Source organism: Enteroscipio rubneri (genome assembly GCF_963929405.1).
Classification (GTDB): Bacteria; Actinomycetota; Coriobacteriia; order Coriobacteriales; family Eggerthellaceae; genus Enteroscipio; species Enteroscipio rubneri.
This window is the reverse complement of sequence record NZ_CAWVIN010000001.1, coordinates 317,183-342,669: the sequence shown is the minus strand read 5'-3', so window position 1 is coordinate 342,669 and position 25,487 is coordinate 317,183. Positions and strand designations below refer to the sequence as shown.

Genomic DNA, 25,487 nt, shown 5'->3' with positions numbered 1-25,487 from the left:
GAGCGAAGCACCCGCCCGAGTTGTAGGCCCACGAGGACGGTCTTCGCTCCCCGCGGGCCCGGATTCCCTCTTCGCAGCCCCAGATTCTTCCGCCGCGCTGCCGCGCGCCTAGCGGAGCACTTCTTCTGCCTCGATGACCTCACGATACAGGCTCATCGTCTCAAGGGAGGGATCTATTCCCAGCTCATCGGCTAAAAATCGGCGGCACGAAAAGTACGTCTCAAGCGCGGCGGTACGCTGCCCTGCAGCCACCTGAGCCCGCATAAGCGCAGTATAGGCGTCCTCGCGGGTCCGATCACGCTGGTGTGCGGCGCGCGCGAACCACAGCCCCTCCTGCACGTCCCCCGCTTCGACGAGTCGCGATGAAGCTGCCACCAACGCATCGACCAGGCGGTTGCGATAGTCGACGCGCATGCTCGCAATAGCCGCGTTATCGGAATCGCTCGGCATCAGATCATTGGAGAAGCGGTCGCTCACCTCCGAAAACAGATGCACCCAGCCACCGTGCCCCGGCCGCTCGAACAAAAGTTCGCGACACACCTCGTCGATGCGCATGACATCGCTCGAAAGCAGGCGCGCATCGAGGCGCAGGCCCTGCTGCTGGCGGATGAGGTAGGGGCAGTCTCCCGAGGGCGTCGTCAGCGCGCGACGCAGCATCGACCATATCCCGTAGAAGTTCTTCCGCGCCGATTCCAGGTCGCTTTCTGGCCAGATCAGGCTGACGAGCCGATCGCGGGAGAACTCGCGCCCGCGATTGAGTACGAGCAGCGCGAGTAGGGTCTTGACCTTCTGTCGTCGGAAGCGCGCCGGATCGACGGGAGCATCGCCGATGCGCACTTCGAAACACCCGAACAGGTTGACCGTCAGCGTCGGCGCTTTCGATGCGAGGCCGACCCTCAAGGGAAGCTCGGCCTCGGCGCCGAAAGCGCCGGGAAGAGCCGCGAGCGAACGGCGGCGTTCGGCCCGCTCGCTCTCGATGCGCTCGCATGCGGCGCGCTGGGCATATAGCGTCATCTCGATGCTGCGCACCGCCAACGCCGCGCGCGCGTCCAAAGCGGGCAGCGCAACCGCGCCCCGCTCGCATGCCCGCTCGAACGATATACCTGCGACCGCCTCGTACAGCCGCATTGGCCCCCGGACGGACGACACACGCGATCGGACGATGGCGGCGAGACGATCGAGCACCGTGGCGGGACACGCGGCGGAATCGCCTCGCAGGCCGTCGAGCGCCGCCCTGCGCAGCACCCAGGAGGAGGCATGGCCAAGCGCACTACCTCGCGCGCCGCGGTCGTACCACGCCACCCATGCTTCGGCCCCCTCCGTGCAGGAACGGGACAGTGCGACGTGAATCGAGGCCGCCATGGCCCAGTCCTCGACAAGGGCGCCATCGACCCCGGCCCGACGCGGACCGCCCGAGGAGGCCGCAGCAACGCACGCGGCAACAATCGATTCTGCTCTGAGGCGCTCATCCTGCTGCGCGCATCGCGCGAGCACGAGCGCGCCGACTGCCCGCTCGCGCGGGGGCGCGGAAGCATCGCCCGCCACGCGCCGCGCGGCGGTGCAGGCGCTCGCGCGATCGTCCAACATCGCCCTTCTGACAGCTTCGTCGGCATCGAGGCGCACGCCCGCGCCGCCCGTCTCGCCCGCAAGCGAACGGTACACCTCGCACGCCGGAACGAGGCAGGCCGCATCGAACAGCTCGGATCCGCGGCAGGCTAACCATTTCGCACGCGACGACCTGGATGCCAGCAGGCGCACCGTATCGCACGCGCGCTCGTGACGCACACGCGCCATAAGCGCATCGGCCAGCCGCGTCACGAGCGTATCCCGGTCGGGTAGCAACGACCGCTCGGCCAGCAGATCGAGGCGCGCCGCGAAGGCCGAGGCGATGTCCGCGACCATAAAAGGCGCCGCGCAGAACCGCTCGAGCTGACGATCGATGCCCAGATAGGGGTACCGATCCGCCAGGAGCTCGGTCAGATCGGCGATGCGCGGGCTGAACGCCGCAAGATCGTCGAGCGGCCCTTCCTCGAGCACGAGCATGGCGAACAGGGGTAGCAGCATGTCGGCGGGCAGTTCCTCTCGCAGTGCCAGAGCAAGAAAGGGCGCCCCGTTCTGCGCGTCGCCCCAAACAAGCCCAGCCACGCGCTGCGCTGGGGGAAGCGCGCATGCAGGCGTCTCGGCGCGCTCGGCCGGCGTGCGGAACTCGTCGACCTCCGCATCGGTCAACAGCAAGTCCGATGCCGAAAGCTTGATGCGATCGCAGAGGCAGTCGAACGCGTCGCATGTAGGAACGCAGGTGGCGATAACCTCGCATCCCCGATCGAGCAAACGATCGATCTCCTGCGCGAGCAGCTCAACGCGCTCCGAATCGAGCGGGGGCACATCCTCCAACACCGTCAGAAAAGGCGCCTCGTCCGCCTCCATCAGAACGCAGGCGATGCGCTCGCCATCGAGATCGCGCAGAAAGCAAGGGCTTTTCCCGTCGATCCAAAACACATGCTCGAATGAGAACACGGTGTCGGCATATTCCAAAGCGAGGTTCGTCTTTCCGAAGCCGTCAGGTGCGACCACGAACCGGGCGACACGCCTCTCACGCAGGAGCCGAGCTATGAGCTCGGGACGCGTAACATGGCGGTTGACATCGAGGTGCTGAGGACGACGACCGCGGCAGGCCGCCCTCGTGAGGAAATCGGACATACGTATCACTCCCGATGGCACGGGAAATGCAACGATCCGAAAGGGCATTTAGGATACCATGCGTCATCATTCGCCCGCAAGCCGACATCGGTTCGCCCTTCGCGGGGACCGACGGTGTACAATAGCGAAATCGCCCGAACCTGAGGAGGATCCCATGTTGCAAACGGCTTCGATCGCCGATCTGCCCGCTTTCCTTACCGCCCATGCCGACGACCCGCGAATGGGGACCGGCTGCACCGTGCTCGTCGCTCCCGCCGGAGCCGTCTGCGGGGTTGACGTACGTGGAGGAGGACCCGCCACACGCGAGACCGACTTGCTCAAGCCCGAGAACATGATCGAGTCAGTGCACGCCGTCGTGCTTTCGGGCGGCAGCGCGTTCGGCTTGGCGTCGTCGACGGGCGTCATGGAGGAACTCGCCGAGCGCGGCATCGGCTTTCCCGTGGAAAGCGCGCTTGTGCCCATCGTCGTGAGCGCCTGCCTGTTCGATTTGCTCGTTGGCGAGAACGCCCATCCGGACGCAGCCATGGGCCGCGCCGCTGCAAAAGCGGCGCTCGATCGGGACTGCCAGTCACTCGCAGAGGGAAACGTCGGCGCCGGATGCGGCGCAACGGTAGGCAAGATCCTCGGTGGCGAGCACGCAATGAAGTCGGGGCTGGGCATGTACGGACTACGGCTCGGAGAGCTTGTGGCCGTGGCCGTCGTCGCCGTGAATGCCCTCGGCAACGTCCGCGATGCGGACGGCGCATGGATCGCCGGCTGCCGAGATGAAGAAGGGGGCATCATGGATCCCTTAGCGGCACTCGCAGCCTCGCAGGTCGCCGCAGACGATGCCGGCGCTCCTTCCAAAGAGAGCGGCCCCTGCGCGAACACGACCATCGGCGTTGTGCTCACGAATGCCCGCCTCACGAAGGCGCAGGCGACGAAAGTATCCTCCACGGTTCACGACGCCTATGCCCGGGCCATCAAGCCCGTGCACACATCCAACGACGGCGATACCGTGTTCACGTTCGCCTCGTGCGAGACGGACGCCCCGGTCGACGTCGTGGCCGTTCTGGCAACCGAGGCCATGCAGGGGGCTATCGAGCGGGCCGTCCTGCAGGCCGAAGGAGCCTTCGGCCTGCCTGCAGCGCGTGATCTTCACGCATCAGCGCAGTAGGAGGAGTTATGCGGTTCGCGAAACCGGCAAACCGGATCCTGTTCGCTTCGTCCGTCATCGTGACGGGCGCTGTCGCAGGGGCGTTCGTCTGGCTGCTGCTGTTCGTCATGAACCTGGGCATCTCATTCGTCTGGAACATCCTGCCCGAGCACTTCGGGCCCTTCTTCCCGCTTCTAGCCTGTTCGATCGGTGGCCTGGTTATCGGGTTGTTCGCTAAGCGCTTCGGCTCGTATCCCGAAGATCTCGACGAGGTCATGGCCAAGGTGAAGCGCGACGGCCGCTACGACTACGACAAGTTGGGCGTGATGTCCGCAGCCGCCTTGCTCCCGCTCTTCTTCGGAGGGCCCATCGGTCCAGAGGCGGGGCTCACGGGCGCCGTCGCCGGCATCTGCACCTGGGTCGGCGATCGCATGAAGCGCTTCGGCAGCGAATTCCGGCAGCTCACGTCTGTGGGCACGATGGCAGCGCTCTCGGCCATATTCACTGCGCCGCTATTCGGATTCGTGGCGCCTCTGTACGGCAGCGTGGACGAGAACGTGGACGACCGAACCATCCGCATACCGAAGACTTGGAAGATCGTCGTGTATCTGTGCGCCATCGCCGGCGCACTGGCTGCGTTCGCCGGACTAGGCGCGCTGTTCGGCGGGGGCATGTCGCTGCCGCGCTTCACCGACATCCACGTGGGAACGGTCGAGCTGCTGTGGCTAGTCCCGCTCGCGCTCGTCGGCGCAGCGGGCGGCTGGTTGTTCTGCATGGGCGACGGCCTGTTTGGCAGGCTTTCCGACAAGATGGGCGATCGGCCCGTCCTGAAGGCCGTCATAGCCGGCACCGTACTCGGCGTAGCGGGCATCGTGCTACCCTTCGCGATGTTCGCAGGCGAGACACAAGCCGAGGAGCTCGGCCGAATGTGGACGTCGATGGGCGCGCTCGCGCTCCTGGCCACCGGTTTCGTCAAGGTGCTGCTCACGCCTTTCTGCATCCGCTTCGGATGGCGCGGCGGGCATTTCTTCCCCGTGATCTTCGCGGGGGTATCCATAGGCTACGGCATGGCGACGCTCACAGGAGCCGACCCGGTGTTCTGCCTCTGCGCTTGCACGGCCGCGCTCGTCGGCGGAGTCATGCGCCAGCCCCTCATGGCCGTACTGCTGCTGTTCCTCTGCTTCCCCGTCAAAGGCGTCATCGTCATGCTGGCTGCGGCGGCACTCGGTGCCATCGTTCCGCTTCCGACGGCGTTCCGCAAGAAGCCGAGAGAGCAGGAGGACCCGCAGTCCGAAGACGTCCCGACGGAAAGCCGATAACCCGGCTCGCACAGAAGGGACTTCTCGCGATCCCATGAGCGAGCGACGGTCGGCCAAAGCCCCACGCTCTTTCAGGATCCCAGGAAAGCCCGGTCAACCCGGCGAGCGGAGAGGAGGCTCTTTGCACGATCCTGGAAGCGAACCGACAGTCGCGAGAACCGCCTCCTCTCCGGCCCGCCGCAGGTAGATTCCGAGCTTATCGCTTCAACAACTTGGAGATGCGATCGGAGTACTCAAGCCCGGTCAGGCCCGCCTCGGCCGCAAGGTCGACGACCGGCGCGTCGTTCCAAAGGGCCTCAAGACGGTAGTACTCGCGCGTCTCGGGCTGAAACACGTGCACGACAAAGCTCCCGTAGTCGAGCAGCGACCAGGTGCCATCCTGCGTCCCCTCTCGATGGAGCGGCTTGACATGTGCCTGCACGCGCAGCTGTTCCTCGATCTCGTCGACGATGGCATCCACCTGACGACTGTTCGCCGCCGTCGCAATGATGAAGTAGTCCGTCACGCCGATGAGATCGCCGACTTCCTGCACCATGAGATCGGTGGCTTTCTTCTCATCAGCCGCGCGCGCCGCAATGAGGGCGCATTCCCTTGAGGTTGGCTCTGACGAACAGATCGCTTCGGCTCCCGTCGTCACTGTCGGATACTGCTCGGTACTGGTTTCGCTCACGCTGTTCCTTTCCCGCCTGCCGCTTCGCGCGACCGGCTCACATAGTGGTTCCACACCTCGACGGTTGCCGGGTGCAGGCGTCGCCGACGCTCGACAAGCGTCAGCAGGATGTGATTGAACGTCATCATGAACAGTTCTTCGAGCGGCACCGTTCCCGCCGCCGCGCGCAGTCGTTCAAGACCTTCGAACCGCCGAGAAGGCTCGATAGCATCGGCGATGTAAATGATCATGTCAAGATCGCTCATCCCGATCGCGGCAGCGGTATGACGCGCGACCGCCTGGAGCACATCATCGGGAATGCACGGGAACTCCTTCCGGAGCGCCGCTGCAGCCGTGGGTCCGTGCAGCAGACGAGGCATGCTGTCGAACACATAGGGCTCGATTTCGGCGTCAACGCCCAGCTCGCGCGCACGGGCGCGAATGCCAGCGTCATCGAAGTCTTTGTCCCAGTCGTGCAGCAAACCGGCCAACCGCGCCTTGCGGACATCGGTACCGTAGGCCTTGGCGAGCGAAGCCGCTGTTTCGGATACGCCGAGCACGTGCTCGAAGCGCCGGCTCTTGAGCCGCTTCTTCAGATCTTCCTCGCGCGCGTCCAAGAACGTGTCCGAAAGGGCATCGTCAGCAGGTGCGCCCCCAACGGGCTCAGCCTGGCTCGCCTTCCCATCCATCGCAGTCATCGCGCTCCTTCCACACAGCCGCCCGCTCCTTTTTCGCGGTACAGCCCATGCTTCTGAATATAGTCGAGCACCCGCTGCATCGTCAAATAACGAATGGATTTCCCTTCGCGCACCCTCGCACGCAGATCGCTCGACGAGATGGCGAGCGCCGTCACCTCGAGGTAGTCGATGACGAAGCGGCCGTGCGCGGCGATAAGCGCGCGGCGCTCCTCGGACAGCACGTAGCCAGGACGGGTGACCGCGATGAGCCGCGCCAGATCGGCGATGGCGGCGCTCTCGCGCCATTTCACGATGTTGTACACGGCATCGGCCCCGGTGATGAAGCGCAGTTCCACGTTGTCCGGGTAATGGGCGCGCATCTGGCGCAGCGTGTCCACTGTGAACGTATCGCCACCGCGCTCGATTTCCACAGCGCTCACGTCGAAGGCGGGGTTGCTGAGCACGGCGAGCCGGCACATGGCGAGCCGGTCGGCGCCCGACGACACCGCGCGGTCCTTCTTGAACACCGGGTTGCCGGCGGGCACGAACACCACCGCGTCGAGGTCGTAGGCCTCGCGCGCCTGCTCGGCGCAGGCAAGGTGGCCCGTGTGGATGGGATCGAAGGTCCCGCCCATGATGCCGAGGCGCGCAGGCTTCCCGTCACTGCCCAAATCGTCGAATCTCTCGCTGATGACCGGCACTACGCGCGCACCTGCCCCGAGCCGCGCAGGACGTACTTGTACGACGTGAGCGCGTCAAGCGCGAACGGCCCCCGCGCATGCAGCTTCTGCGTGGAGATGCCTATCTCGGCGCCGAGGCCAAACTGCCCGCCGTCGGTGAAGGCAGTCGACGCGTTCGCGTACACCGCCGCCGCATCGACGCGCGCGAGGAAGGCCTCGCACGCGGCCTCGTCCTCGGCCACGATGGCCTCGGAGTGCTTCGTGCCATAACGGTTCACATGATCGATAGCCTCGTCCACGCCGTCGACCACGCGCACGGCCAAGTCGGCCGCGAGGTACTCGGTCGCCCAATCGTCCTCGGTCGCAGGCTGCGTCTCGATACCGCGGGCCGCAGCGACGGCGGATGCGCGCTCGTCGGCATGCAGCGTCACGCCGCGGGCCGCCAGCTCGGCAAGCGCAGCGGGCAGGAAGCCCTCGGCCGCCGTCGCGTCCACAAGCAGCGTCTCGGCCGCGTTGCACACGCCCAGGCGGCGGCATTTCGCGTTCACGATGATGGCGCGCGCCTTGTCAAAGTCGGCCGAAGCATGCACGTACACATGACAGTTGCCCGTGCCCGTCTCGATGACCGGCACCTTCGACGTCTCCACACAGTGACGGATGAGGCCGGCTCCTCCGCGCGGGATGAGCACGTCGATCACGCCGTGCAGCTGCATGAGCTCGTCAGCCGCAGCGCGCTCAGTGGATGCAACAAGACCGACACAGCCGTGCGGCATGCCTGCACTCGCAGCAGCGTCGGCGAGTACGCGAGCGACGGCCTCGTTCGAGTGCGCCGCCATGCTTCCGCCGCGCAACACCGCCGCATTGCCGGACTTCAGGCAGATACCGGCCGCATCGGCCGTCACGTTCGGGCGCGCCTCGTACACGACGGCCACCACGCCCAACGGAACGCTCACGCGCTCGAGCTCGATGCCGTTCGACAGCGTGCGCGCATCCTGCACCCGCCCGAGCGGATCGGGCAGCGCAACAAGATCCTCGAGCGCGGCCGCCATGGCCTCGACGCGCCCCTTGTCGAGCATGAGACGGTCGAGCAGGCTCTCCTTCGTACCGGCCTTCCGCGCCGCCTCCATATCGAGCGCGTTCGCTGCAATAATCTCTTCCGCATGCGCCCGGAGCGCGGCCGCCATGGCAGCAAGCGCTCCGTTGCGCTCCTCAGCACTCGTCTGCGCGAGCGCCCCGCTTGCCGCGCGCGCTTCCTCAGCGATACGCTGCACGTGCTCGCGTTCATTCACATTACCCATTTCATCCTCACTGCCCACCAAATCTAATTCCCCTTATACTCAAAACCAGTTTCGGGAAATGCAGTTCGGATGTCAAACACAGTCGCTACAACAAAGCCAGTCCCAACACAAAGCACGCATTTGTATGACCATCACATCTGCGCAAGCCTTGCTAGAAGTATATTTCGAAAGTGAAATTAAATACTTCTCCTGTTAGGAAATTCATAGCCTCGCCACCAACGGCTCCACCGCAGGTATATGCATCAACTTGTGCATCGAAATTATCCACAGGCCATCCTGTTTCTATCGTGAGAGATTTGCCATTAAACGTATTAGACGTATAATTCGCTTTCTGCATCATGCCATAAAAAGCATTTGAGTAACTTACCAAGGGGTTGCTCTGCGACACCTCGAACGTACCTCGCTGTATTTGAATGGTACTTTTATCGGGGCCCCAGTTGACTCCTATTGCCACCCGAGCATAGACCTCAAGCCCGTCGGATTCTTTAACACTTTCTTCGTATCCCTCTTGTACCAGTTCTTTAAGTTTTTCTTCAGAAATAGGTGTAAGGAACCGCGCTGTTGAAATATATTTGATTCCATCATCTTGAATCTCCTGAGTGAAGCTTGTTATTTCCGAAATAGGATAACCGGAAGAGGATTTTGATCGCTTTAAGTTTAGAGGCCCACCTTCAGCACTAGCTAAAGTTTTCCCTGAAGCCTTATCTGTGATTAAAGCTTTTACTTCTGGAATAGGCAAATATGCCTCTTGATGATCATTAGCATACGCTTTATTTTGAAGACTATCCCCGAACGTGATTCCTACAGCCCCATTGAACCAAAGAGCAAGAAATCTCGCCGCGAAATAATCTTATCATTCATAGCAAATCCCTTCTAGTCCGTTGACGAAGATTCGAGCCTGTGCTTGTCCGGATCAGGGGTCCATCCGGTATCAAGCGTCTGAGCTGTTACCCGATCATGCTTTTCTTTGCTCGATACAAGAAACCCCACTTCAATAGTATGCCCTTCCGCAAATAATTCTCTGTCACCGTAAAAATCCCCTTGACCAGAATAATCTACTTGGACATAGTCTTCATCTATGTAGGATCCACCCATCTCAACTTTTAACGTGAACGTCTTCGATTGGCTGTCAATATCCACAATAGTGCCACCGACATAGTGGAGATGGCTCCCTGAACCACCAATTACAAATTTCGAATTTGCTTGCCAAACAGTTATAGCGATTATCAATAAAGCTATCACCGTAGCTACAAGAATAGATATCCGAAGCGCTCGTGATCCTCGATCGCTCTTCATAATCATTTGTCATTCCTAAGAAACAAAAGTGCCCATATTTGAGGAGTAGTGAAGAAGATTGTGATTTAGAATTCGAAGTCCACCATTCCATCCATCACACACCATAAGAGTATTCATAAAGTCTAAAACATCATCTTTATTCGTTAGAGATATGTATCCCGCAACAGCCATCGCGTGACCCGAGTTAGCATTAACTTTCAACGTTCCAGAGAATATCGACATATTTCCACTATCGATATTGTTTTTATAGGCTGTCCAATTGGCAAACGCAACTTGAGACACATTTACACTTGTTCCGCGATCTAAGCAGAAACCTCGGATAGCTTCCGGGATCGACCCTGCCTGCGTACTGCCATATATTATACCGTTTTGCGTATGGTCCACTTCGGTTCTTGACCTTCTCCAAAGTTCAGTATAGTCCAGATCAAGCCCGTTTGCTCCACTAGTAGTTGTATAGAAGGAGCATACTGTCAGCATTGCAGATACGGTACATGCATAGCGACCCGTAACCAACTTTACGTACTGTTCTGTGTAAGAAGAATAACCTGAAACCGAATTGACTGCCGCTATCTTATAGTCTCGATATACTACAGACGGATCCATTAGTACTTGTTCCCAGCTATCAGGAGAAGATGATCTGCTTGAAATGAAGTTCAGGCCTTCACTCAATGCGCTTACAGCTTCCCCATAATTATCGAACCCATCCCCTGTGGTTTCGTCAATAAGACAATAGGTAAGCTGATCAATTTTATACAATTTATCACTGTCGATTGAATATGATGAAAGGGGATTTTGTTTTAAAGTGCTTTCATAGGGACTTATTGCATCTTCGCCATAAGAGAATTCAGATATCCCGAAATCTTCTTCAGAGTCAAACACCACGTAGCCATGGACAGCCTTCGTAATATGCGTGAACTACATATCCTATTGCATGGCTATTTGAATTGTACATTTTGACAGCATTATCTGCCGTAACATCAATATCGGGCATGACTGCAGAAAAAAAGCGATCACCCATTTGCAATGCAAGGGCTTCATCTACTCTAATCGAATCACTTCCATAATCATCAGCATAAGCAGGACATGCTAATAATAGAGCTAATGTAAAACTCAATAGTAGTATTCGGAAGAATTTGCGTTTCATAGCTACCTCTTTCTAATATCTAATTAACAATGATAATTTTCATCTGATGAAGAATGCACCCGGGTGTGCGAGATGGACACCGTGATCGGGCTATTAAAGACCACGCGGTGCGTCCTTAAGCTGTACTTACGCCCCTGCAGGCTTCAAGTATGTCTTCTTCTACCCGATAAGATGTCGAGTGCCGTTGCCGCGGCGCTTAACATGCTGGAGAAAAAAATCAGGAAGCCCCTGTTCCAGCGTTTGCTCGATCTGATCCTGATTGACGAAGGCCCTTTGAACGCTCGGCCTTCCATAAGACGTCCTGAACCAAAGTGTACTACTGTGACATACGCCAGTCCCAACAAAAGAGAGGATGCGAGCGAAACCACGTGAAATTGAGAAAGCTTTTGTCGAAGGATGCGAGATCTGCTTCGACAACCCTAAAGCTCGCGACATGGCTGAGTTCAGGTCTTCGCTCAGGATGTCGCCCACAGCGATGCTCAAGACTGCTGATCAGAAAACCATGTATGTCCTCATGCGCGCGTTCGGCATCGAGGATGCGCCTTATGAGAGACTCAACCTGAAAGTGGGCACAATCAACCAAGGCCGAACGACAAGAGAGGCTCCGACGCCGATGTAGAACCCTCTTAAACATAGCTTTACTGATAGGGATATCCAGTCGCCCGGATGAGCTTGCGAGCGGGCGCGAGAGGCATGGCGCCAACAATCCTACCGTCATTAGATTAGAATGCGCAGCATTAGACAGCACAGCCTCATCGTCGATTCAAACTTTAGCTGCAACCAGTATCTATGTTTTCGTCTATTACGATTGCAGCCTACTATTCGAACACAACCAGCTCGTCGCGGTGGACGAGCGCCTTGTCGGCCAAGCTTGCGAGCAGACGGTTCGCCTGCAGCTCGGCCCGCGTGCGGCCGATAGCAAGCGCCGCCTCGTCGCTCGCGAACGATACCTTGCCGCGTGCGAAGAGATGACCCGACCCGTCCTTGATGTCCACGATGTCCCCCGCGTCGAATCGTCCCTCGACGGCGCGCACGCCCACCGACAAGAGCGAGCTGCCCTTGCACGTGAGCGCCGTCTTCGCCCCGTCATCCACCACAAGCGCGCCGCGCGCCGCGTCGCCGAGCGCGATCCACAGCTTCTTCGGCGTGATCTCATGTGGCTTGCGCACCGCCGTGAACCGTGTGCCCACATCCTCTCCCGCCGCTGCATCCACGATGGCGCCCGCACGGCGCCCGTTGCACACGACCAGAGGAATGCCCGCCACCATGAGCACGCGGGCGGCCTTGATCTTGGTGATCATGCCCCCCGAGCCCACCGTGGTGCCCGCTTCGCCGGCCACCGCCATGATGTCCGGCCCGATGGCGTTCACCCGCGCGATGAGCTTCGCGTCGGAATGGAAATGCGGGTTCGCGTCGTAGAGACCCTCGATATCGGAGAGGATCACCATAAGATCAGCCTCCACGAGGCAGGCGACGAGCGCGGCCAGCGTGTCGTTGTCGCCGAAGCGGATCTGCTCCACCGAAATGGTGTCGTTCTCGTTGACGATGGGGACCACTCCCAGATCGAGCAGGCGGTCGAACGTGTCCCGCGCGTGCAGATACGCGCGCCGATCGGCCGTGTCCCGGCGCGTGAGCAGCACGGTCGAGGTGACGATGCCGTGCGTTGCGAACACCCGCGCATACGCTGCGGAGAGCGCGCTCTGCCCGACCGACGCCGCCGCTTGGAGGCTCGGCATGTCCTTCGGGCGCCGATCGATCCCAAGAGCCTCCAGGCCGCAGGCGATGGCGGCCGACGTCACGACGATCGGCTTCCAGCCGGCCGCCTTCACGCAAGCTATCTGGTCGGCAACCGTCTGCAAATACGCGTAGTCAATCGAACTCTCCGAAGTCGTGAGCGTGGACGAGCCGATCTTCACGACGAGGCGCCTGCCGCACCCGCAGCCTGCAGCGCCTGCAGCCATCGTCTTGTCTTTCGTCACAGGTCGAGCTCCTTGAACATGTCGTCGGCCGTGCGGGCCGATTCGAACTCGAACGCACGCCCAACGATGCGTATCTCATCGCCGTCCACCGCTCCCGCTTTCTCAAGGGCCGTCTCCACACCGAGCCGCTTGAGACGATGCTGGAGGAAGGCGACAGCCTCTTCGTTCTCCCAGTCCGTCTGCACCACCATGCGTTCCACCTGCGGGCCGGATACGCGGAACACGCCTCCGCCCAGGTTCGCCACATCGAACCGGCGATCGCGCTCCCGGCGCCGGTGCTCCCACACATGGTCGTACTGCACGTCGTTCTCGGCATCGGCGCGCGCAGCCTCTCGAAGCTCGTGCACTTTTGTGGCGATTGCGGCCTTCAATCCATCCGCACCCTCGCCTGTGAGCGCGCTCACGCGGTAGAGCTTCGGATCGATGGGACTCGGCCCGAACTCGTCGCCTCCAGCCGCCGCCACGGAATCCTCATGCACGCGCTTCGCAAGCCGATCAGCCGCTTCGTCGGAGCCGGGCGCGTCGATTTTGTTCGCCACGACGATGCGCGGTCGCGCCGCCAGCTCATCGGCGTACAGCGCGAGCTCGCGGTTGATAACTTCGTAGTCCTCGAGCGGATCGCGCCCTTCATAGTCTCCCGTCAAGTCCACCACCTGCACAATAAGCGCCGTTCGCTCGATATGGCGCAGAAACTCGTGCCCGAGGCCGCGCCCCTCATGCGCGCCTTCGATAAGCCCGGGGATGTCGGCAATGACGAAGCTGTAATCGCCCGAGCGCGCCACGCCGAGATTAGGCACGAGCGTCGTGAACGGATAGTCTGCAATCTTCGGACGGGCGGCGCTCATACGCGCGATGAGCGAAGATTTGCCGGCCGATGGCATGCCCACGAGCGCGGCGTCGGCCATGAGCTTCATTTCGAGCTCGATCCAGCGCTCCTGCGCCGGCTCCCCCAGCTCGGCGAAGGCCGGCGCGCGGCGCGTGGGCGTGACGAAGTGGATGTTTCCGCGCCCGCCCATGCCTCCTTCGGCGACGACGATGCGCTCGCCGTCATGCGTGAGGTCGGCGATGAGCTGCCCTGTTTCCCTCTCCTCCTCGAAGTACTCGCGCACGACCGTGCCCACCGGCACCTTCAGGACAAGGTCCTCGCCCGTCGCGCCGTGCATGCGCGATCCTTTGCCGTGCGTGCCGCGATCCGCCTTGAAGTGGTGCTTGAATCGGTATTCTATCAGCGACGAAAGGCTGGCATCGGCCTCGACGACCACGTTGCCGCCATGGCCGCCGTCGCCGCCGTCGGGACCGCCCTTCGGGACGTGCGCCTCTCGACGGAACGACATGCAACCTGCGCCGCCGTCGCCGCCTCGAACATGAATGCGTACTTTATCGATGAACACGTGATCGAACCTCGTATTTCGTAGCGCCTTTTCGTTGGCGCCAGCTTTCAGGTTGAACAGGGCACCTTGGATTGTATACGAAACATGCCCCCTGGCGAGCAGGGGGCATGCAAAAACAGACAAGGTGTAGCAGTCGTGAGACGGGATGTATCCTACGCCTCGGGGCGCACGTGAATCTTGCGCTTGACGCCGCGCGTGAACTCGAGCGTACCGTCGCACAACGCGAACAACGTATCGTCCTTGCCGCGGCCGACGTTCTCGCCCGGATGGAAATGCGTGCCGCGCTGGCGGACGATGACGTTGCCCGTCTTGACCGTCTGGCCGGCGAACATCTTCACGCCGAGACGCTGTGCGTGGGAGTCGCGGCCGTTGCGGGTAGACCCGAGACCTTTCTTATGAGCCATGGTGGTTCCCTCCCTTGCTTACTCGGCGTCGTCCGACGCAGGCTTCTCGTCGGCTTTCTTGGCAGCCGGCTTCTTCTCGACAGGCTTCTTGGCGGCCGGCTTCTTCTCGGCCGGAGCCTTTTTCGCATCCGCCTTCTCCGCCTGATCAGCAGCGGGCTTGACCTCGTCCGCCTTCTTTGCGGCGGCCTTCTTCGCAGCGGGCTTGGAGGCCTTGGCGGAACCGACGGATTCGATCTCGATGCGCGTCAGCTGCTGGCGATGTCCGCGCAGCTTCTTGTAGTTCTTGCGCTTCTTGAACTTGAACACGAGCTGCTTCTCGCCCTTGAACTGCTCAAGGATGACGGCAACCACCTTCGTGGCCGCTGCTTTCGCAGGGTCGGCCTCGACTTTAGAGCCGTCGACGACGCAGATGGCGTCGAGCTCGACCTTCGCCCCGACCTCGGCGTCGAGCTTCTCGATGTTCAGCTTGTCCCCGGGGGCAACCTTGTACTGCTTGCCACCCGTCTTCACGATTGCGTACATGAATGTCTCCTCATTTTTATCTATCCGAACTCCCGAGGGGAGTGGAAAACGCAAGGCGATATCTTATCAGCGAAGGGACATGCTTGTCAATAAGCATGCTCCGTGATTTTCCCTAGCCTGTGCAATTCCTCTGCTTCGGGCCGAATCATGGTACCAGACCTGCATGCATATACGAGCGCAAAGCCCCGTTTCTCACCGTTTCATCGCAAACGCGTCCCACCGCCCGCGTTCTCGACCAGCGCCGGCCTATCCGGCTGCCCCGTCCGCGATCAACATCGGGACGAAACCGTCTTGGATGGCAGATGAATCCCCTAGTGGGATTCGGCCCAGGTGTCGCCGAACGATATGTCCACATCGAGCGGCACGCGCAGGACGGCAGCATGCTCCATGACATCCTTCACGAGCGCCGAGACCGGCTCAATCTCCGCCTCGGGCACGCTGAAGTCCAGCTCGTCGTGAACCTGCAGCAGCAGCTTGGCCTCGAAGCCGCCCGCCATCAGGCGACGCTGGACCTCGGTCATCGCGAGTTTGATGATGTCGGCCGCGCTTCCCTGCATGGGATGGTTCATAGCCGTGCGCTCGCCGAAGCCGCGCTGCACCGCGTTGCCCGAGCGCAGCTCGGGAATATGACGGCGCCTGCCGAACATCGTCTCGGCATAGCCGTGCTCCTTCGCCTGAACGATCGTATCGTCCAAGTATGCTCGAACGCCCGGATAGGCCTCGAAGTAGCGCTCTATCATTTCCTTTGCCTCGGCGAAGGAAATGCCGAGGCTCTGGGACAATCCGAATGCCTGCTGGCCGTACACGATGCCGAAGTTCACGGCCTTCGCCCGGCTGCGCAGCTGAGGCGACACCTCTTCGACGGGAACATCGAAGACGCGGGCGGCAGTGCTTGCGTGAAAGTCCGCGCCCGAGCAGAATGCGGCGACGAGATGCTCGTCGCCGGAGAGGTGAGCGAGCAGGCGCAGCTCGATCTGCGAGTAGTCAGCTGACAGGAATTTCTGGCCCGGCGCGAGCGGAACGAAGCAGGCCCTGATCTGACGGCCGAAGTCCGTGCGCACGGGGATGTTCTGCAGGTTGGGATCCGAGGAGGACAGCCGCCCGGTGGTAGTCACCGTCTCGTTGAAGCAGGTGTGGACGCGACCGTCGGCCCCGCGCATGCGCGGCAGCGCATCGATGTAGGTGGACTTGATCTTGGCAAGTTCGCGGTAGCGCAGCACGAGCGAGGGCAGCTCATGCTCCTTTGCCAGCTCCTTGAGGACGGCGGCGTCGGTGGAGTAGCCGCGCTGGTTCTTCTTGAGGGGCTTGAGCCCCAGCTCCTCGAACAAAACGCGCGAGAGCTGCTTGGGCGAGTCGATGTTGAACTCTTCACCGGCCAGATCGTAGATGCGGCCGCTCAGATCGTCGAGCTCGACTTGCGTACTCGCACCGAGGCGGGCCAGGTGGTCGCAATCGATGGATGCTCCGGTGCGCTCCATGATGGCGAGCACGCCGATGAGGGGCAGGTCGATGTCGAAGTAGGCGTCCTTCGTGCCGTCGGCGTCGAGCGCCTCTGCCAGCGGCTGCGCGAGCATACGCGCAGCCGCGGCCTGGATCGCGGCCATGTCGGCATCTCCCTTCGACTCGGGAAGGACGCCGTCGCAGTAGACGCCGAGCAGCGCGTCGAAGGTGTACTCGGCCACAGACGAATCGAGAACGTACGCCGCAAGGCTGAGATCGAACGCGTCCATGCCCATGAGGTCCGCATCGTCCACGAGCGCGGTCTCGGCCGTGTCTGCCGGGTAGACGCAGTGCACCGTCTGCTTGACGTCGAGTGCGGCGAACCGACCGCCGCGGACGATGCGAGCAACGGCCTCGCGTCCGGATTCGTCCTCGAACAGAGCCGTGCCCTCGCTCGTGCCGACCGCGCAGTGCAGCCCCGCGCTGAACAGTGAGACCTGCTTAGGCTCGACGATGGAGACGCCGAGTCGCTCGCCCCGTGCGAGAGCGGCGTCCACAAGCTCGTCGGCAGCCTGTCCCGTCACGACCGGCTCGACCGAAAGCGACGCCACCTTCTTTTCCAGCTCCTTGCCGACGAGCTTCAGTACGCGATTGAGATGGGAGTTGAATTGGACCTTCTTGAACGCCTCCGTCACGACATCAGAATCGAACGACGGGAAGCTGCACCCTTCAAGGTCGAGCGGAAAGTCGAGGTCGCAGACGATGGTGGCCACGTCACGGCTCAGGAACGCCATATCCTTGTTGTCGACCATCTTCTCTTTCTGCTTGCCTTTGAGCTCGTCCACATGCTCGTAGATGCCTTCAAGGTTCCCGTATGTCTGCAGCAGCTTTGCAGCCGTCTTGTCGCCGATACCCGGCACGCCGGGAATGTTGTCGGACGAGTCGCCTTTGAGGCCGAGGAAATCGATGAACTGGTCGGGGCGCACGCCGTAGCGCTCCTCCACCTCCGCGGGCCCGTACACGGCCACGTCGGTGATGCCCTTCTTCGTGGTGACGATGCGGGTTTGGCCGCTGGCCAATTGATAGGCGTCCTTGTCGCCCGTGACGAGGAGCGTTTCGTAGCCTAACGCCTCGTTGCGCTTTGCGACCGTGCCCAGTACGTCGTCGCCCTCCCAGCCCTTCACGCGAACAACGGGCACGTTCATGGCCTCGAGCAGCTCCTCGATAATGGGGAACTGAACCTTGAGATCATCGTCCATAGGCGGGCGCTGCGCCTTGTACTGCTCGAGCGCCTTCATGCGAAACTCCGGCCGGCCCGCGTCGAACGCGCAGATGAGAGCATCGGGGTTTTCAGAATCGATGAACTTCAGCAACATGGCAAGAAACCCGAACACGGCGTTGGTCGGACGACCGTCGGGCGCATTCATCGTTGAAGGAACGGCATGGTAGGCGCGGTGCATGAGCGAGTTGCCGTCGATGACGGCGATCTTCTTCGGCATGGGGCGAGGTCCTCCGTCGGCTTGGGTTTCAACCGATCAGTATAGCGCAAGCAAGCCGCCCGCTTCAGAAGTGCGGCCGCGCCCAGCCGCTCGGGCAGTCCTGCTCGCGTAAAACGCCCACCGGGCGTTTTGGCTCGTGCGGAACGCGCTTCGGGCGCGCGGGCGCGCCCCCGAAGCTGCTTGCATCTCCGTGAAAGATTCACACCGAGCCGCGGTAATCCCGCTGCATGCGAAAACCGACCGTCGGCGACGACAACTCGCTCGGCGCCTTGGTGGAGGGGATTCAACCTGCGGGGCCACGTTGCTGCGGGGAACGTTGCGAGAAGACCCTGCCGAAGGGTCGGCTCGCGTGCAGGGCATAGGCTCGCATCGCTTCAACCGGCGGGTCCTAGGCGCTCCAGAGGTAGCCGACACCGCGGACCGTCTCCAGGTGCTGGGAAAGATCGGGGCCCAGCTTGGCGCGGACACGACGGACGTGGACGTCGACCGTACGGCTGCCGCCGTAGTAATCGAAACCCCACACGCGACGCAGCAGCGCGTCGCGCGAGTACGTACGGCCAGGATGGGTCACGAGAAACGTGAGAAGCGCGTACTCCAAATACGTGAGGTCCAAAGGCTCGCCGGCCACAGCCACCTGGTACGTGGCCAGGTTGATGGTCATGGAGTCGACGGCCACGAGATCGGAAGCGGAGCCTTCGTTGCCAGGCCAGAGAAGCTGGCGGATACGGGCGGCGCATTCAGCCTCGCCGGCTCCGCGCACCACGAAATCGCTCCTCGCCTGTACGGGCAACCGGAACTCGGCCAACTGCTCCTCGTTCACGATTATGAGCAGCGCTGCGGAACCATCCTCGGGAAGAAGCGACTCCGCTTGCGCGACGCAGCCCGGCGCCCCACCGCACGCCTCGTAAATGACGAGATCATAGCCGGGGTGCTGTGCCAGCAGCTTCTTGAGCTGAGAAGACGATCCGGCCGATACATCCACGTCCAAGCTTGCGAGGACATGTTGGAATTTGTGCGCGTTGTCCAGGCTGTCCGCAACGAACATGACCGATTTCCTCATGTCGGCGCCTCCACCCCCTCTTCCCGGCGCATATCAGAGCACCGCCAAATAACGTTCGCGCTCCCACGCGCTCACGTTACCTTGGTACTCATTCCACTCGGCGCGCTTGGCCGCCACGAGATAGGAGTGAATGTGATCGCCCAGCGTTTCGCGCATGAGCTCCGATTCGGCGAACAGCTCCACCGCTTCGCCCAGGCTTTCTGGGAGCGTCTCGATCCCCTGCTCCCGAAGCTGCTGGCGCGAAAGCGCGAACAGGTCTTGATCCTCGGTCGGTTCCTGGAGTTCCAGCTCGTCCTCGATACCTTGTAAGCCCGCCGCGAGCATGACGGCAAAGGCGAGGTAGGGGTTCGCGGCCGGATCGGGGCTGCGCAGCTCGATCCGGCAGGCATCCTCGCGACTTGGTCGATAGCCTGGAATACGCACGAGCGTCGAGCGGTTTCGGCTTGCCCACGACAGGTACGTGGGCGCCTCCCCTCCCGAGACGAGCCGCTTGTAGGAGTTCACATACTGATTCGTAACCGCGCAGAACTCGGGGGCGTACTTCAAGAGGCCCGCTATGTAATGCTTGGCGACCTTCGAGAGGCGGTAGCCCTGCGGATCATCGGGATCGAAGAACGCATTGCGCCCGTCAAGATCGAAAAGACTCTGATGCACGTGCATCCCGCTGCCCGGCGCGCCCGCTAAGGGCTTCGGCATGAACGAGGCATACACACCGTGCTTGAGCGCTATCTCCTTCACCGCTAGCTTGTAAGTCATCACCGCATCGGCCATCGAGAGCGCATCGGCGAAGCGCAGGTCTATCTCGTGCTGCGACGGCCCGTTCTCGTGATGGGAATACTCCACGGGAATGCCCATCTTCTCCAGCGTGAGCACCGTATCGCGGCGCAGATCACTCGCGTAGTCGAGGCTCGTGAGGTCGAAGTACCCGCCTCGGTCGAGCACCTCGGTGCCGCCGGCGTCCTTGAAGTAGTAGAACTCCAGCTCCGGCCCCACGTTGAATACGTAGCCCCTGTCCCGCGCCTTGTCCACCGCACGCGCCAGCACCTGGCGCGGGTCGCCCTCGAAGGGACGGCCGTCCGGGGTGCGAATGTCGCAGAACATGCGCGCAACCGCGTTGGATTCGGGACGCCACGGCAGCACCTGGAACGTCGAGGCATCAGGAAAAGCCAGCATATCGGACTCTTGGGTGCAACAGAAGCCCTCGATGCAGCTTCCGTCGAAGCCCATGCCGTCGGCGAACGCGCCCTCCAGTTCGCTTGGAATGACCGCGAAGGATTTCATGAGGCCGAGCACATCAGTGAACCAGAAGCGAACGAAGTGAACATCGCGGCTCTTGATGGTTTTGAGTACGAAATCCTGTTGAGGGCTTGAGGTCATCGCACATCCTTTCTCTCAAGTCCATTATACCCTGCGATGTTTCCGTTTCGTTACCGGCGCAGAGTGAGCGCTGCATGAAGATGGCGCTTGAAGTCGTCGCGATGATTCCTATTTCGATACCGGCGTGCAGGGAGCGCTGCCGACGACCGCATCCGAGCCCCCCGGCGGCTATGTATGATGCGGCGCCCTCGCTGCGATCGGCCGCTACCTCCTGCCTGAATGACGCATGCCCGCAGCTGCAGCCGCAAGCGATGCAGCGCACGCCGCAACGGTTGCCAGGACGGGCACCTGATCGCCGTCGTCGGTGGCTGCGAGCACGTGCTTGGCAGAAGTGTAGCGGCTCGGAGGCACCGCGCGCATCGACGAGGACGACCCGCCTTCCGACGGAGACGATGCGACGCCCGATCCTGCTTCGGGCCGAGAAGCGGAAGCGGGAAGCTTCTCGAACTCTGCCCTCACGGTCAGATCCTCGTCGACATAATCGAACGGCACGTCCCATCCGATAAAACGGTATCCATCCGGCGCTACAGCTTCCGGCGGTGCAGCCGCACCGAACAGCGGAACCTGCTCGACAGCCAGAACCGCATCGTCGAAGCCCTCGAATGTCACCGTGCGCGTCGCCGTTATGAGAAACGAGCCGTCCTCGCGAAGCGCGCCGATCTCCTCTCCGTCCTCGTAGACCGACGTCGAATCGTTGACAGAAAGATATTCGTACCCAAGCAACTGATCCAAGCGCGTCGCGCCGAATGGCGCGGCGATGGCGAACGTTTGACCGGGATTGCCCACCGATACGCCAAGGACGGGCACGGGCTCGCCGAGAGGCACCTGCGAAAGATCCAGAACGCCGCCGAACACGGTGAGGGAGCCCTCGATGCGCGCGCTGGGCAGGACGGCAAGCGTCGCATGCTCCCAAACGTGCACACCCCCGATAGCTCCCTCGAGGCGCACGGAGACGGACCCGTAGATATCGACCGAGCGCTCGACGCTTCCAAGCGCGATGGAGCCCGACCCCCCTACGGCGTCGTCGCGATCGGACATCCAAACGTCCACAGAGTTGCCTCCGCCGCTCGTTTCCAGGCGCACGGAGCGCGCCACCTCGAGCGTGCCGATGTGCACGCCGGCGCCGATGCCGACGCGTTCGACCGCGGATGCGACGTAAACGTTCCCCAGCTCCGATCCCGCCATGCCGACGATCGACACGCCCTCCCCGGTGATCGACAGCCGCAATCCATCCCATGAGTACGAAGCAGCGGGACCTTCCACCTCGAAGGGACCCGCCGCGGATGGCGAGGAATCTTCATCGGGCGTCGACGAGCTGCCGTTCGGAGCGGCGATCGCCGTCGCAGACGGGCAAGCCGCGCACAGGGCCGCCAGGCAGACCGCGGCAAGCACGGCGGCGCATGCTGCCGCTCGACGCCGGACGATAGATGCAAACATACGCGATGCAGTCATTGAACAGTCCTCTGAACAGGTGCTTTCGTGATCGATACTAGCGCATGCCGCACCTGGCCCGCCTCGCCTTCGCCGGTGCGCACCGAACGGTTGCCTGCTTGTTAGGGCTCTTAGAACCTCGGTAGGGTAACCGTTTTCTACTGATACTGCGAACCGCGCGCGCCGTGGAGACGTTGTGCTATCCTTACACCTCGACGAAACCGCCGCTACGGCACGCGTCCGCGCAGGTCGCCGACGCACTCCGCGCCCGACCCGCACGCGTCGCCGCAGTCGGAACACCGATGAAAGGCGACCCCCATGAACCTCTCCGTCAATCAGACCCTGCACGGATTCACCGTGCTCGCTCGCGAAGAGCTGCCCGAGATCGACGGCACCGCCTTTGTGCTCGTTCATAAGAAGAGCGGCGCGCGGCTGCTTTACCTGGCAAACGACGACAGCAACAAGGCGTTTTCCATCGCGTTCAAGACACCTCCCGCCGACGACACCGGCGTATTCCATATCCTGGAGCACTCGGTGCTGTGCGGCTCCGACAAGTTCCCCGTCAAAGAGCCGTTCGTGGACCTGCTGAAGAGCTCCATGCAGACGTTCCTGAACGCCATGACGTTTCCCGACAAGACCATGTACCCGGTGGCCAGCACCAACGAGCAGGACCTGCTCAATCTCATGGACGTGTACCTCGATGCAGTGCTCCATCCGGCCATCTACCGCAAGCGAGCCATCTTTGAGCAGGAAGGCTGGCATTACGAGCTGGCCGGCGACGTCGAATCCGACCTAGGCGACTCCATAGCAGGCGACGTCGTGGCGCGCACCGAAGCCGAGGACGCCACGGCGGAACTCGTGCTCAACGGCGTGGTGTACAACGAGATGAAGGGCGCCCTGTCCGATCCGAACTCTGTGCTCTACGACGAGCTGCAGGCGGCGCTGTTCCCCGACACAGCCTACCGCTTCGAGTCGGGCGGCACGCCGCGCGCCATCCCCGACTTGACCTACGAACAGTTTCTTGACGAACACCGCCGTCACTACCGGCTGAGCAACAGCTACCTCACGCTGTACGGCGACCTCGACCTGAACCGCATGCTTGCCTTCCTTGATCGGGAGTACCTCTCCCCCGTCGCCGATGAAGAGGCCGCACGCGACAAAGAGCGCTCCGAAGGGGGCGAGCTGCCGCTCGTGCCGCACGCACTCGAAGCTCAAGCGCCCGTCGTGGCCGAACACGTGAAGCGCACTATGGACACAGCGCCCGAGAACGCATGCGCCGGACTGGGCTACGTCATCGGGGACGCAGCCGAACGAACACGTGTGACGGCGGTGGACATCTTGCTCGACGCGCTCATGGGCAGCAACGAAGCGCCCGTGAAGCGCGCGCTTCTCGATGCGGGCCTCGCCGACGACGTGCTGGCTTTTTTGGCCGACGGCATGCTGCAGCCGTTCATCGTCGTGCAGCTGCGCGGTGCGAAGCCGGAAGCGGCCAAGCGCTTCCGCGCCATCTTCGAGGATGCCGTACGCGCCGTTGTCGAGCAGGGGGTCGACCGTACGCTCGTGGAGGCATCGCTCTCGCGTGCCGAATTCGTCATGCGCGAGCACGACTTCGGCATGGCCGACGGCGTGGCGCTGTCCATGACGGCGCTGTCGGGCTGGCTTTACGATGATGCGCTGGCCACAACGTACCTGCGCTACGAAGACGACTTCGCCCTGCTGCGCCGCGAGCTCGGCACGGGCTACTTCGAGCGGATACTCGTGGACGTGTTTTTGGAGAGCGACCATTGGGCGCTCGCAGAGATCGTGCCCGCAGACGGCGACGAGGAAGCCTTCGAGATCGAGCGCCTGCGCACCGCCGAGGCGGCCATGGATCCTGCGGACTTCGCGCGTATCGCCGATGAAGAGGCGGCATTGCGACGCATGCAAACGGAACCCGACGCCCCCGCCGCACTCGCCACGTTGCCGCGCTTGTCCGTCGGCGACATCGGAGACGCGCCCGACGAACCCGCCTACGGCACGGTCGACGGCACGCCTGTGCCATGCATTCGCCATCACGTGCCTTCGCGCGGCATCGCCTATACCTACCGCTACTTCGACCTCAACCGCGCGCAGTTCGAGGAGCTGCCTTATGTGGCAGTGCTCGCGCTCGTGCTGGGCAAGCTGGGAACGGCGCGCCACACGGCTGCTGAAATCGACACGCTTGTAAACGGCAAGCTGGGGAACCTGTCGTTTTTCGCCGACCTCTACGAGGGCGATGGCGAAGCTCGCGACCTGGCGCCGAAATTCGTGGTGGGCGCGAGCGCTCTCTCCGAAAACGTGGAAGCCGCGTGCGAGCTGCCGCTCGAGATCATGCTGGAGACCGATTTTTCAGACACGGGCAAGATCAAGGACGTGCTCCAGCAGCGGCGCATCGGAATGGAGCAGAGTTTCGCAGCGGCAGGACACGCAGCCGCCATGGCGCGCGTGGCGTCCTACTACCTGCCAGCAGGCGTGATACGCGAGCAGCTGGGCGGTATCGACTTCTACCGGTTCTTGAAGGATTTGCTCGCGCACTACGATGAACGCGCCGATGAGGTGGCCGAGCACCTGACCGCCCTCGCACGAAGGCTGTTCGTGGACGAAGGCTGCACGGTGAGCTTCGCAGGCTCGGATGAAGACTTCGAGCGATTCTGGAGCGCTGGAGCCGGGACGGGACGCCCAGGCTCCCCCGAGCTCCCGCTATCCGTGCCCGAGCCCGTCATACGCAACGAGGCGTTCGTGGTGCCCTCGGATGTGTGCTATGCAGCTCAGGGTTTCGATCGGCGCGCCATCGGCGCACCGTATACGGGCGCCTGGCAGGTGGCGGCGCGTGCGCTCTCCTACGACTACTTATGGAACGAGGTACGCGTGAAGGGCGGCGCGTACGGCGCCGGTTTCGGAGCTGCACGCACAGGCAATATGCGCTTCTACTCCTACCGCGATCCGCACCTGGACGAAACCCTTGCGCGCTTCGCCGAATCGGCGGCGTGGCTCGCTTCCTTCGAGCCGCGCACCGAGGAGATGGAGGGTTACGTGGTGGCCACCGTTGCAGGATTCGATGCGCCCCTGAAGGCCCGAGCGCTCGTGAGGCGCCAAGACGGCGACTGGTTTGCCGGGCGCACGCCCGAGACACGCCACGCTACCCGCAGCGAGATGCTTTCCGCCACGCCCGAAGAAGTTCGGTCCCTGGCTAAGCCCCTCGCGCTGGCCATCGAGCGAAATGCAGTGTGCGCCTTCGGCGGCCAGGATATCATCGAGGAATCGGGTGCCGGATTCGACGTTATAACCTTGCTGGCGGAATAGCGTCGGAGAGGCGCAAGCGAAAGTCGACATTCACGTCGGCACGCGATGCGTTTCGAGCTAGAATGGGCCGTTGAGGACGGAACCTTGCACGGTTCCGGGTTCGCGCGCCGTCGGGCTTGACGGGATGCGATATTAATGATACTTCTATAGTATCAATTAGACGAG

21 protein-coding genes are annotated in these 25,487 nt (G+C 62.0%); 4 read left to right on the top strand and 17 right to left on the bottom strand.

Annotated elements, in window-relative coordinates; translation table 11 throughout:
* Window positions 1-108: 108 nt before the first annotated feature.
* Window positions 109-2,700 carry a BTAD domain-containing putative transcriptional regulator gene (locus ABGT83_RS01410; RefSeq protein ID WP_103265279.1) on the bottom strand — a complete coding sequence of 864 codons (2,592 nt, stop codon included), beginning with the start codon at window positions 2,698-2,700 and terminating at the stop codon, window positions 109-111.
* Window positions 2,701-2,854: 154 nt separating this feature from the next.
* Here ABGT83_RS01410 and ABGT83_RS01405 point away from each other — a divergent pair, with 154 nt between their 5' ends.
* Together ABGT83_RS01405 and ABGT83_RS01400 are read left to right on the top strand one after the other, a co-directional pair.
* A complete protein-coding gene (locus tag ABGT83_RS01405; protein WP_346685625.1) occupies window positions 2,855-3,856 on the top strand; it encodes a P1 family peptidase in 1,002 nt (333 codons plus the stop codon).
* 8 nt (window positions 3,857-3,864) lie between these two features.
* Window positions 3,865-5,154 (top strand): chloride channel protein, encoded by a 1,290-nt coding sequence (locus tag ABGT83_RS01400; protein ID WP_346685624.1) that lies wholly within the window; start codon window positions 3,865-3,867, stop codon window positions 5,152-5,154.
* Between the two features lie 196 nt (window positions 5,155-5,350).
* Here the strand turns inward: ABGT83_RS01400 and rsfS are convergent, their stop codons facing one another.
* The 8 genes from rsfS to ABGT83_RS01360 all read right to left on the bottom strand — a co-directional run bounded on the left by rsfS (window position 5,351) and on the right by ABGT83_RS01360 (window position 10,898).
* Window positions 5,351-5,824 carry a ribosome silencing factor gene (gene rsfS / locus ABGT83_RS01395; protein ID WP_244946745.1) on the bottom strand — a complete coding sequence of 158 codons (474 nt, stop codon included), beginning with the start codon at window positions 5,822-5,824 and terminating at the stop codon, window positions 5,351-5,353.
* Entirely contained in the window at window positions 5,821-6,501 is a 681-nt protein-coding gene (yqeK, locus tag ABGT83_RS01390; RefSeq protein ID WP_346685623.1) for a bis(5'-nucleosyl)-tetraphosphatase (symmetrical) YqeK, read from the bottom strand. Before yqeK ends, rsfS begins: the two co-directional genes overlap by 4 nt.
* Entirely contained in the window at window positions 6,498-7,181 is a 684-nt protein-coding gene (nadD, locus tag ABGT83_RS01385; RefSeq protein WP_103265282.1) for a nicotinate-nucleotide adenylyltransferase, read from the bottom strand. Before nadD ends, yqeK begins: the two co-directional genes overlap by 4 nt.
* Window positions 7,181-8,458, bottom strand: a complete 1,278-nt coding sequence (locus tag ABGT83_RS01380) for a glutamate-5-semialdehyde dehydrogenase (protein ID WP_346685622.1) — start codon at window positions 8,456-8,458, stop codon at window positions 7,181-7,183. Before ABGT83_RS01380 ends, nadD begins: the two co-directional genes overlap by 1 nt.
* A gap of 151 nt (window positions 8,459-8,609) precedes the next feature.
* Window positions 8,610-9,197 (bottom strand): hypothetical protein, encoded by a 588-nt coding sequence (locus tag ABGT83_RS01375; protein WP_346685621.1) that lies wholly within the window; start codon window positions 9,195-9,197, stop codon window positions 8,610-8,612.
* Window positions 9,198-9,331: 134 nt separating this feature from the next.
* Window positions 9,332-9,760 carry a hypothetical protein gene (locus ABGT83_RS01370; RefSeq protein WP_346685620.1) on the bottom strand — a complete coding sequence of 143 codons (429 nt, stop codon included), beginning with the start codon at window positions 9,758-9,760 and terminating at the stop codon, window positions 9,332-9,334.
* Between the two features lie 9 nt (window positions 9,761-9,769).
* The gene (locus ABGT83_RS01365) at window positions 9,770-10,633 is read right to left on the bottom strand and encodes a hypothetical protein (RefSeq protein ID WP_346685619.1); all 864 of its coding nucleotides are present in this window, start codon (window positions 10,631-10,633) and stop codon (window positions 9,770-9,772) included.
* Window positions 10,626-10,898, bottom strand: coding sequence for a hypothetical protein (locus ABGT83_RS01360; protein ID WP_346685618.1), 273 nt, complete (start codon window positions 10,896-10,898; stop codon window positions 10,626-10,628). The genes ABGT83_RS01365 and ABGT83_RS01360 overlap by 8 nt, the downstream gene beginning before the upstream one ends.
* Before the next feature lie 352 nt (window positions 10,899-11,250).
* Between ABGT83_RS01360 and ABGT83_RS01355 the strand changes: the two genes are divergently transcribed.
* A complete protein-coding gene (locus tag ABGT83_RS01355) occupies window positions 11,251-11,517 on the top strand; it encodes a hypothetical protein (protein WP_346685617.1) in 267 nt (88 codons plus the stop codon).
* A gap of 199 nt (window positions 11,518-11,716) precedes the next feature.
* Here the strand turns inward: ABGT83_RS01355 and proB are convergent, their stop codons facing one another.
* The 8 genes from proB to ABGT83_RS01315 all read right to left on the bottom strand — a co-directional run bounded on the left by proB (window position 11,717) and on the right by ABGT83_RS01315 (window position 22,022).
* Window positions 11,717-12,859, bottom strand: a complete 1,143-nt coding sequence (gene proB, locus ABGT83_RS01350; RefSeq protein ID WP_103265323.1) for a glutamate 5-kinase — start codon at window positions 12,857-12,859, stop codon at window positions 11,717-11,719.
* A gap of 14 nt (window positions 12,860-12,873) precedes the next feature.
* Window positions 12,874-14,268 (bottom strand): GTPase ObgE, encoded by a 1,395-nt coding sequence (obgE, locus tag ABGT83_RS01345; RefSeq protein ID WP_103265284.1) that lies wholly within the window; start codon window positions 14,266-14,268, stop codon window positions 12,874-12,876.
* 152 nt (window positions 14,269-14,420) lie between these two features.
* Complete coding sequence (rpmA, locus tag ABGT83_RS01340) at window positions 14,421-14,672, bottom strand: 50S ribosomal protein L27 (RefSeq protein WP_103265285.1); 252 nt, start codon at window positions 14,670-14,672, stop codon at window positions 14,421-14,423.
* An 18-nt stretch (window positions 14,673-14,690) separates the two neighbouring features.
* Window positions 14,691-15,194 carry a 50S ribosomal protein L21 gene (gene rplU, locus ABGT83_RS01335; protein ID WP_103265286.1) on the bottom strand — a complete coding sequence of 168 codons (504 nt, stop codon included), beginning with the start codon at window positions 15,192-15,194 and terminating at the stop codon, window positions 14,691-14,693.
* Between the two features lie 311 nt (window positions 15,195-15,505).
* The gene (polA, locus tag ABGT83_RS01330) at window positions 15,506-18,133 is read right to left on the bottom strand and encodes a DNA polymerase I (protein WP_346685616.1); all 2,628 of its coding nucleotides are present in this window, start codon (window positions 18,131-18,133) and stop codon (window positions 15,506-15,508) included.
* 388 nt (window positions 18,134-18,521) lie between these two features.
* Complete coding sequence (locus ABGT83_RS01325) at window positions 18,522-19,193, bottom strand: winged helix family transcriptional regulator (RefSeq protein WP_103265288.1); 672 nt, start codon at window positions 19,191-19,193, stop codon at window positions 18,522-18,524.
* A gap of 33 nt (window positions 19,194-19,226) precedes the next feature.
* Complete coding sequence (locus tag ABGT83_RS01320) at window positions 19,227-20,570, bottom strand: glutamine synthetase family protein (protein ID WP_103265289.1); 1,344 nt, start codon at window positions 20,568-20,570, stop codon at window positions 19,227-19,229.
* A gap of 204 nt (window positions 20,571-20,774) precedes the next feature.
* The gene (locus ABGT83_RS01315; RefSeq protein ID WP_346685615.1) at window positions 20,775-22,022 is read right to left on the bottom strand and encodes a hypothetical protein; all 1,248 of its coding nucleotides are present in this window, start codon (window positions 22,020-22,022) and stop codon (window positions 20,775-20,777) included.
* Between the two features lie 297 nt (window positions 22,023-22,319).
* Here ABGT83_RS01315 and ABGT83_RS01310 point away from each other — a divergent pair, with 297 nt between their 5' ends.
* Entirely contained in the window at window positions 22,320-25,322 is a 3,003-nt protein-coding gene (locus tag ABGT83_RS01310; RefSeq protein ID WP_346685614.1) for an insulinase family protein, read from the top strand.
* The last annotated feature ends 165 nt before the right edge of the window (window positions 25,323-25,487 follow it).

What these genes read in the sequence shown, in the direction of transcription:
- ABGT83_RS01410 (WP_103265279.1), bottom strand. Translation starts at nt 2,700, where the DNA reads ATGTCCGATTTCCTCACGAGGGCGGCCTGCCGCGGTCGTCGTCCTCAG.
- ABGT83_RS01405 (WP_346685625.1), top strand. Translation starts at nt 2,855, where the DNA reads ATGTTGCAAACGGCTTCGATCGCCGATCTGCCCGCTTTCCTTACCGCC.
- ABGT83_RS01400 (WP_346685624.1), top strand. Translation starts at nt 3,865, where the DNA reads ATGCGGTTCGCGAAACCGGCAAACCGGATCCTGTTCGCTTCGTCCGTC.
- yqeK (WP_346685623.1), bottom strand. Translation starts at nt 6,501, where the DNA reads ATGACTGCGATGGATGGGAAGGCGAGCCAGGCTGAGCCCGTTGGGGGC.
- ABGT83_RS01380 (WP_346685622.1), bottom strand. Translation starts at nt 8,458, where the DNA reads ATGGGTAATGTGAATGAACGCGAGCACGTGCAGCGTATCGCTGAGGAA.
- ABGT83_RS01370 (WP_346685620.1), bottom strand. Translation starts at nt 9,760, where the DNA reads ATGATTATGAAGAGCGATCGAGGATCACGAGCGCTTCGGATATCTATT.
- ABGT83_RS01360 (WP_346685618.1), bottom strand. Translation starts at nt 10,898, where the DNA reads ATGAAACGCAAATTCTTCCGAATACTACTATTGAGTTTTACATTAGCT.
- ABGT83_RS01355 (WP_346685617.1), top strand. Translation starts at nt 11,251, where the DNA reads ATGCGAGCGAAACCACGTGAAATTGAGAAAGCTTTTGTCGAAGGATGC.
- proB (WP_103265323.1), bottom strand. Translation starts at nt 12,859, where the DNA reads ATGGCTGCAGGCGCTGCAGGCTGCGGGTGCGGCAGGCGCCTCGTCGTG.
- rpmA (WP_103265285.1), bottom strand. Translation starts at nt 14,672, where the DNA reads ATGGCTCATAAGAAAGGTCTCGGGTCTACCCGCAACGGCCGCGACTCC.
- rplU (WP_103265286.1), bottom strand. Translation starts at nt 15,194, where the DNA reads ATGTACGCAATCGTGAAGACGGGTGGCAAGCAGTACAAGGTTGCCCCC.
- polA (WP_346685616.1), bottom strand. Translation starts at nt 18,133, where the DNA reads ATGCCGAAGAAGATCGCCGTCATCGACGGCAACTCGCTCATGCACCGC.
- ABGT83_RS01325 (WP_103265288.1), bottom strand. Translation starts at nt 19,193, where the DNA reads ATGAGGAAATCGGTCATGTTCGTTGCGGACAGCCTGGACAACGCGCAC.
- ABGT83_RS01320 (WP_103265289.1), bottom strand. Translation starts at nt 20,570, where the DNA reads ATGACCTCAAGCCCTCAACAGGATTTCGTACTCAAAACCATCAAGAGC.
- ABGT83_RS01315 (WP_346685615.1), bottom strand. Translation starts at nt 22,022, where the DNA reads ATGACTGCATCGCGTATGTTTGCATCTATCGTCCGGCGTCGAGCGGCA.
- ABGT83_RS01310 (WP_346685614.1), top strand. Translation starts at nt 22,320, where the DNA reads ATGAACCTCTCCGTCAATCAGACCCTGCACGGATTCACCGTGCTCGCT.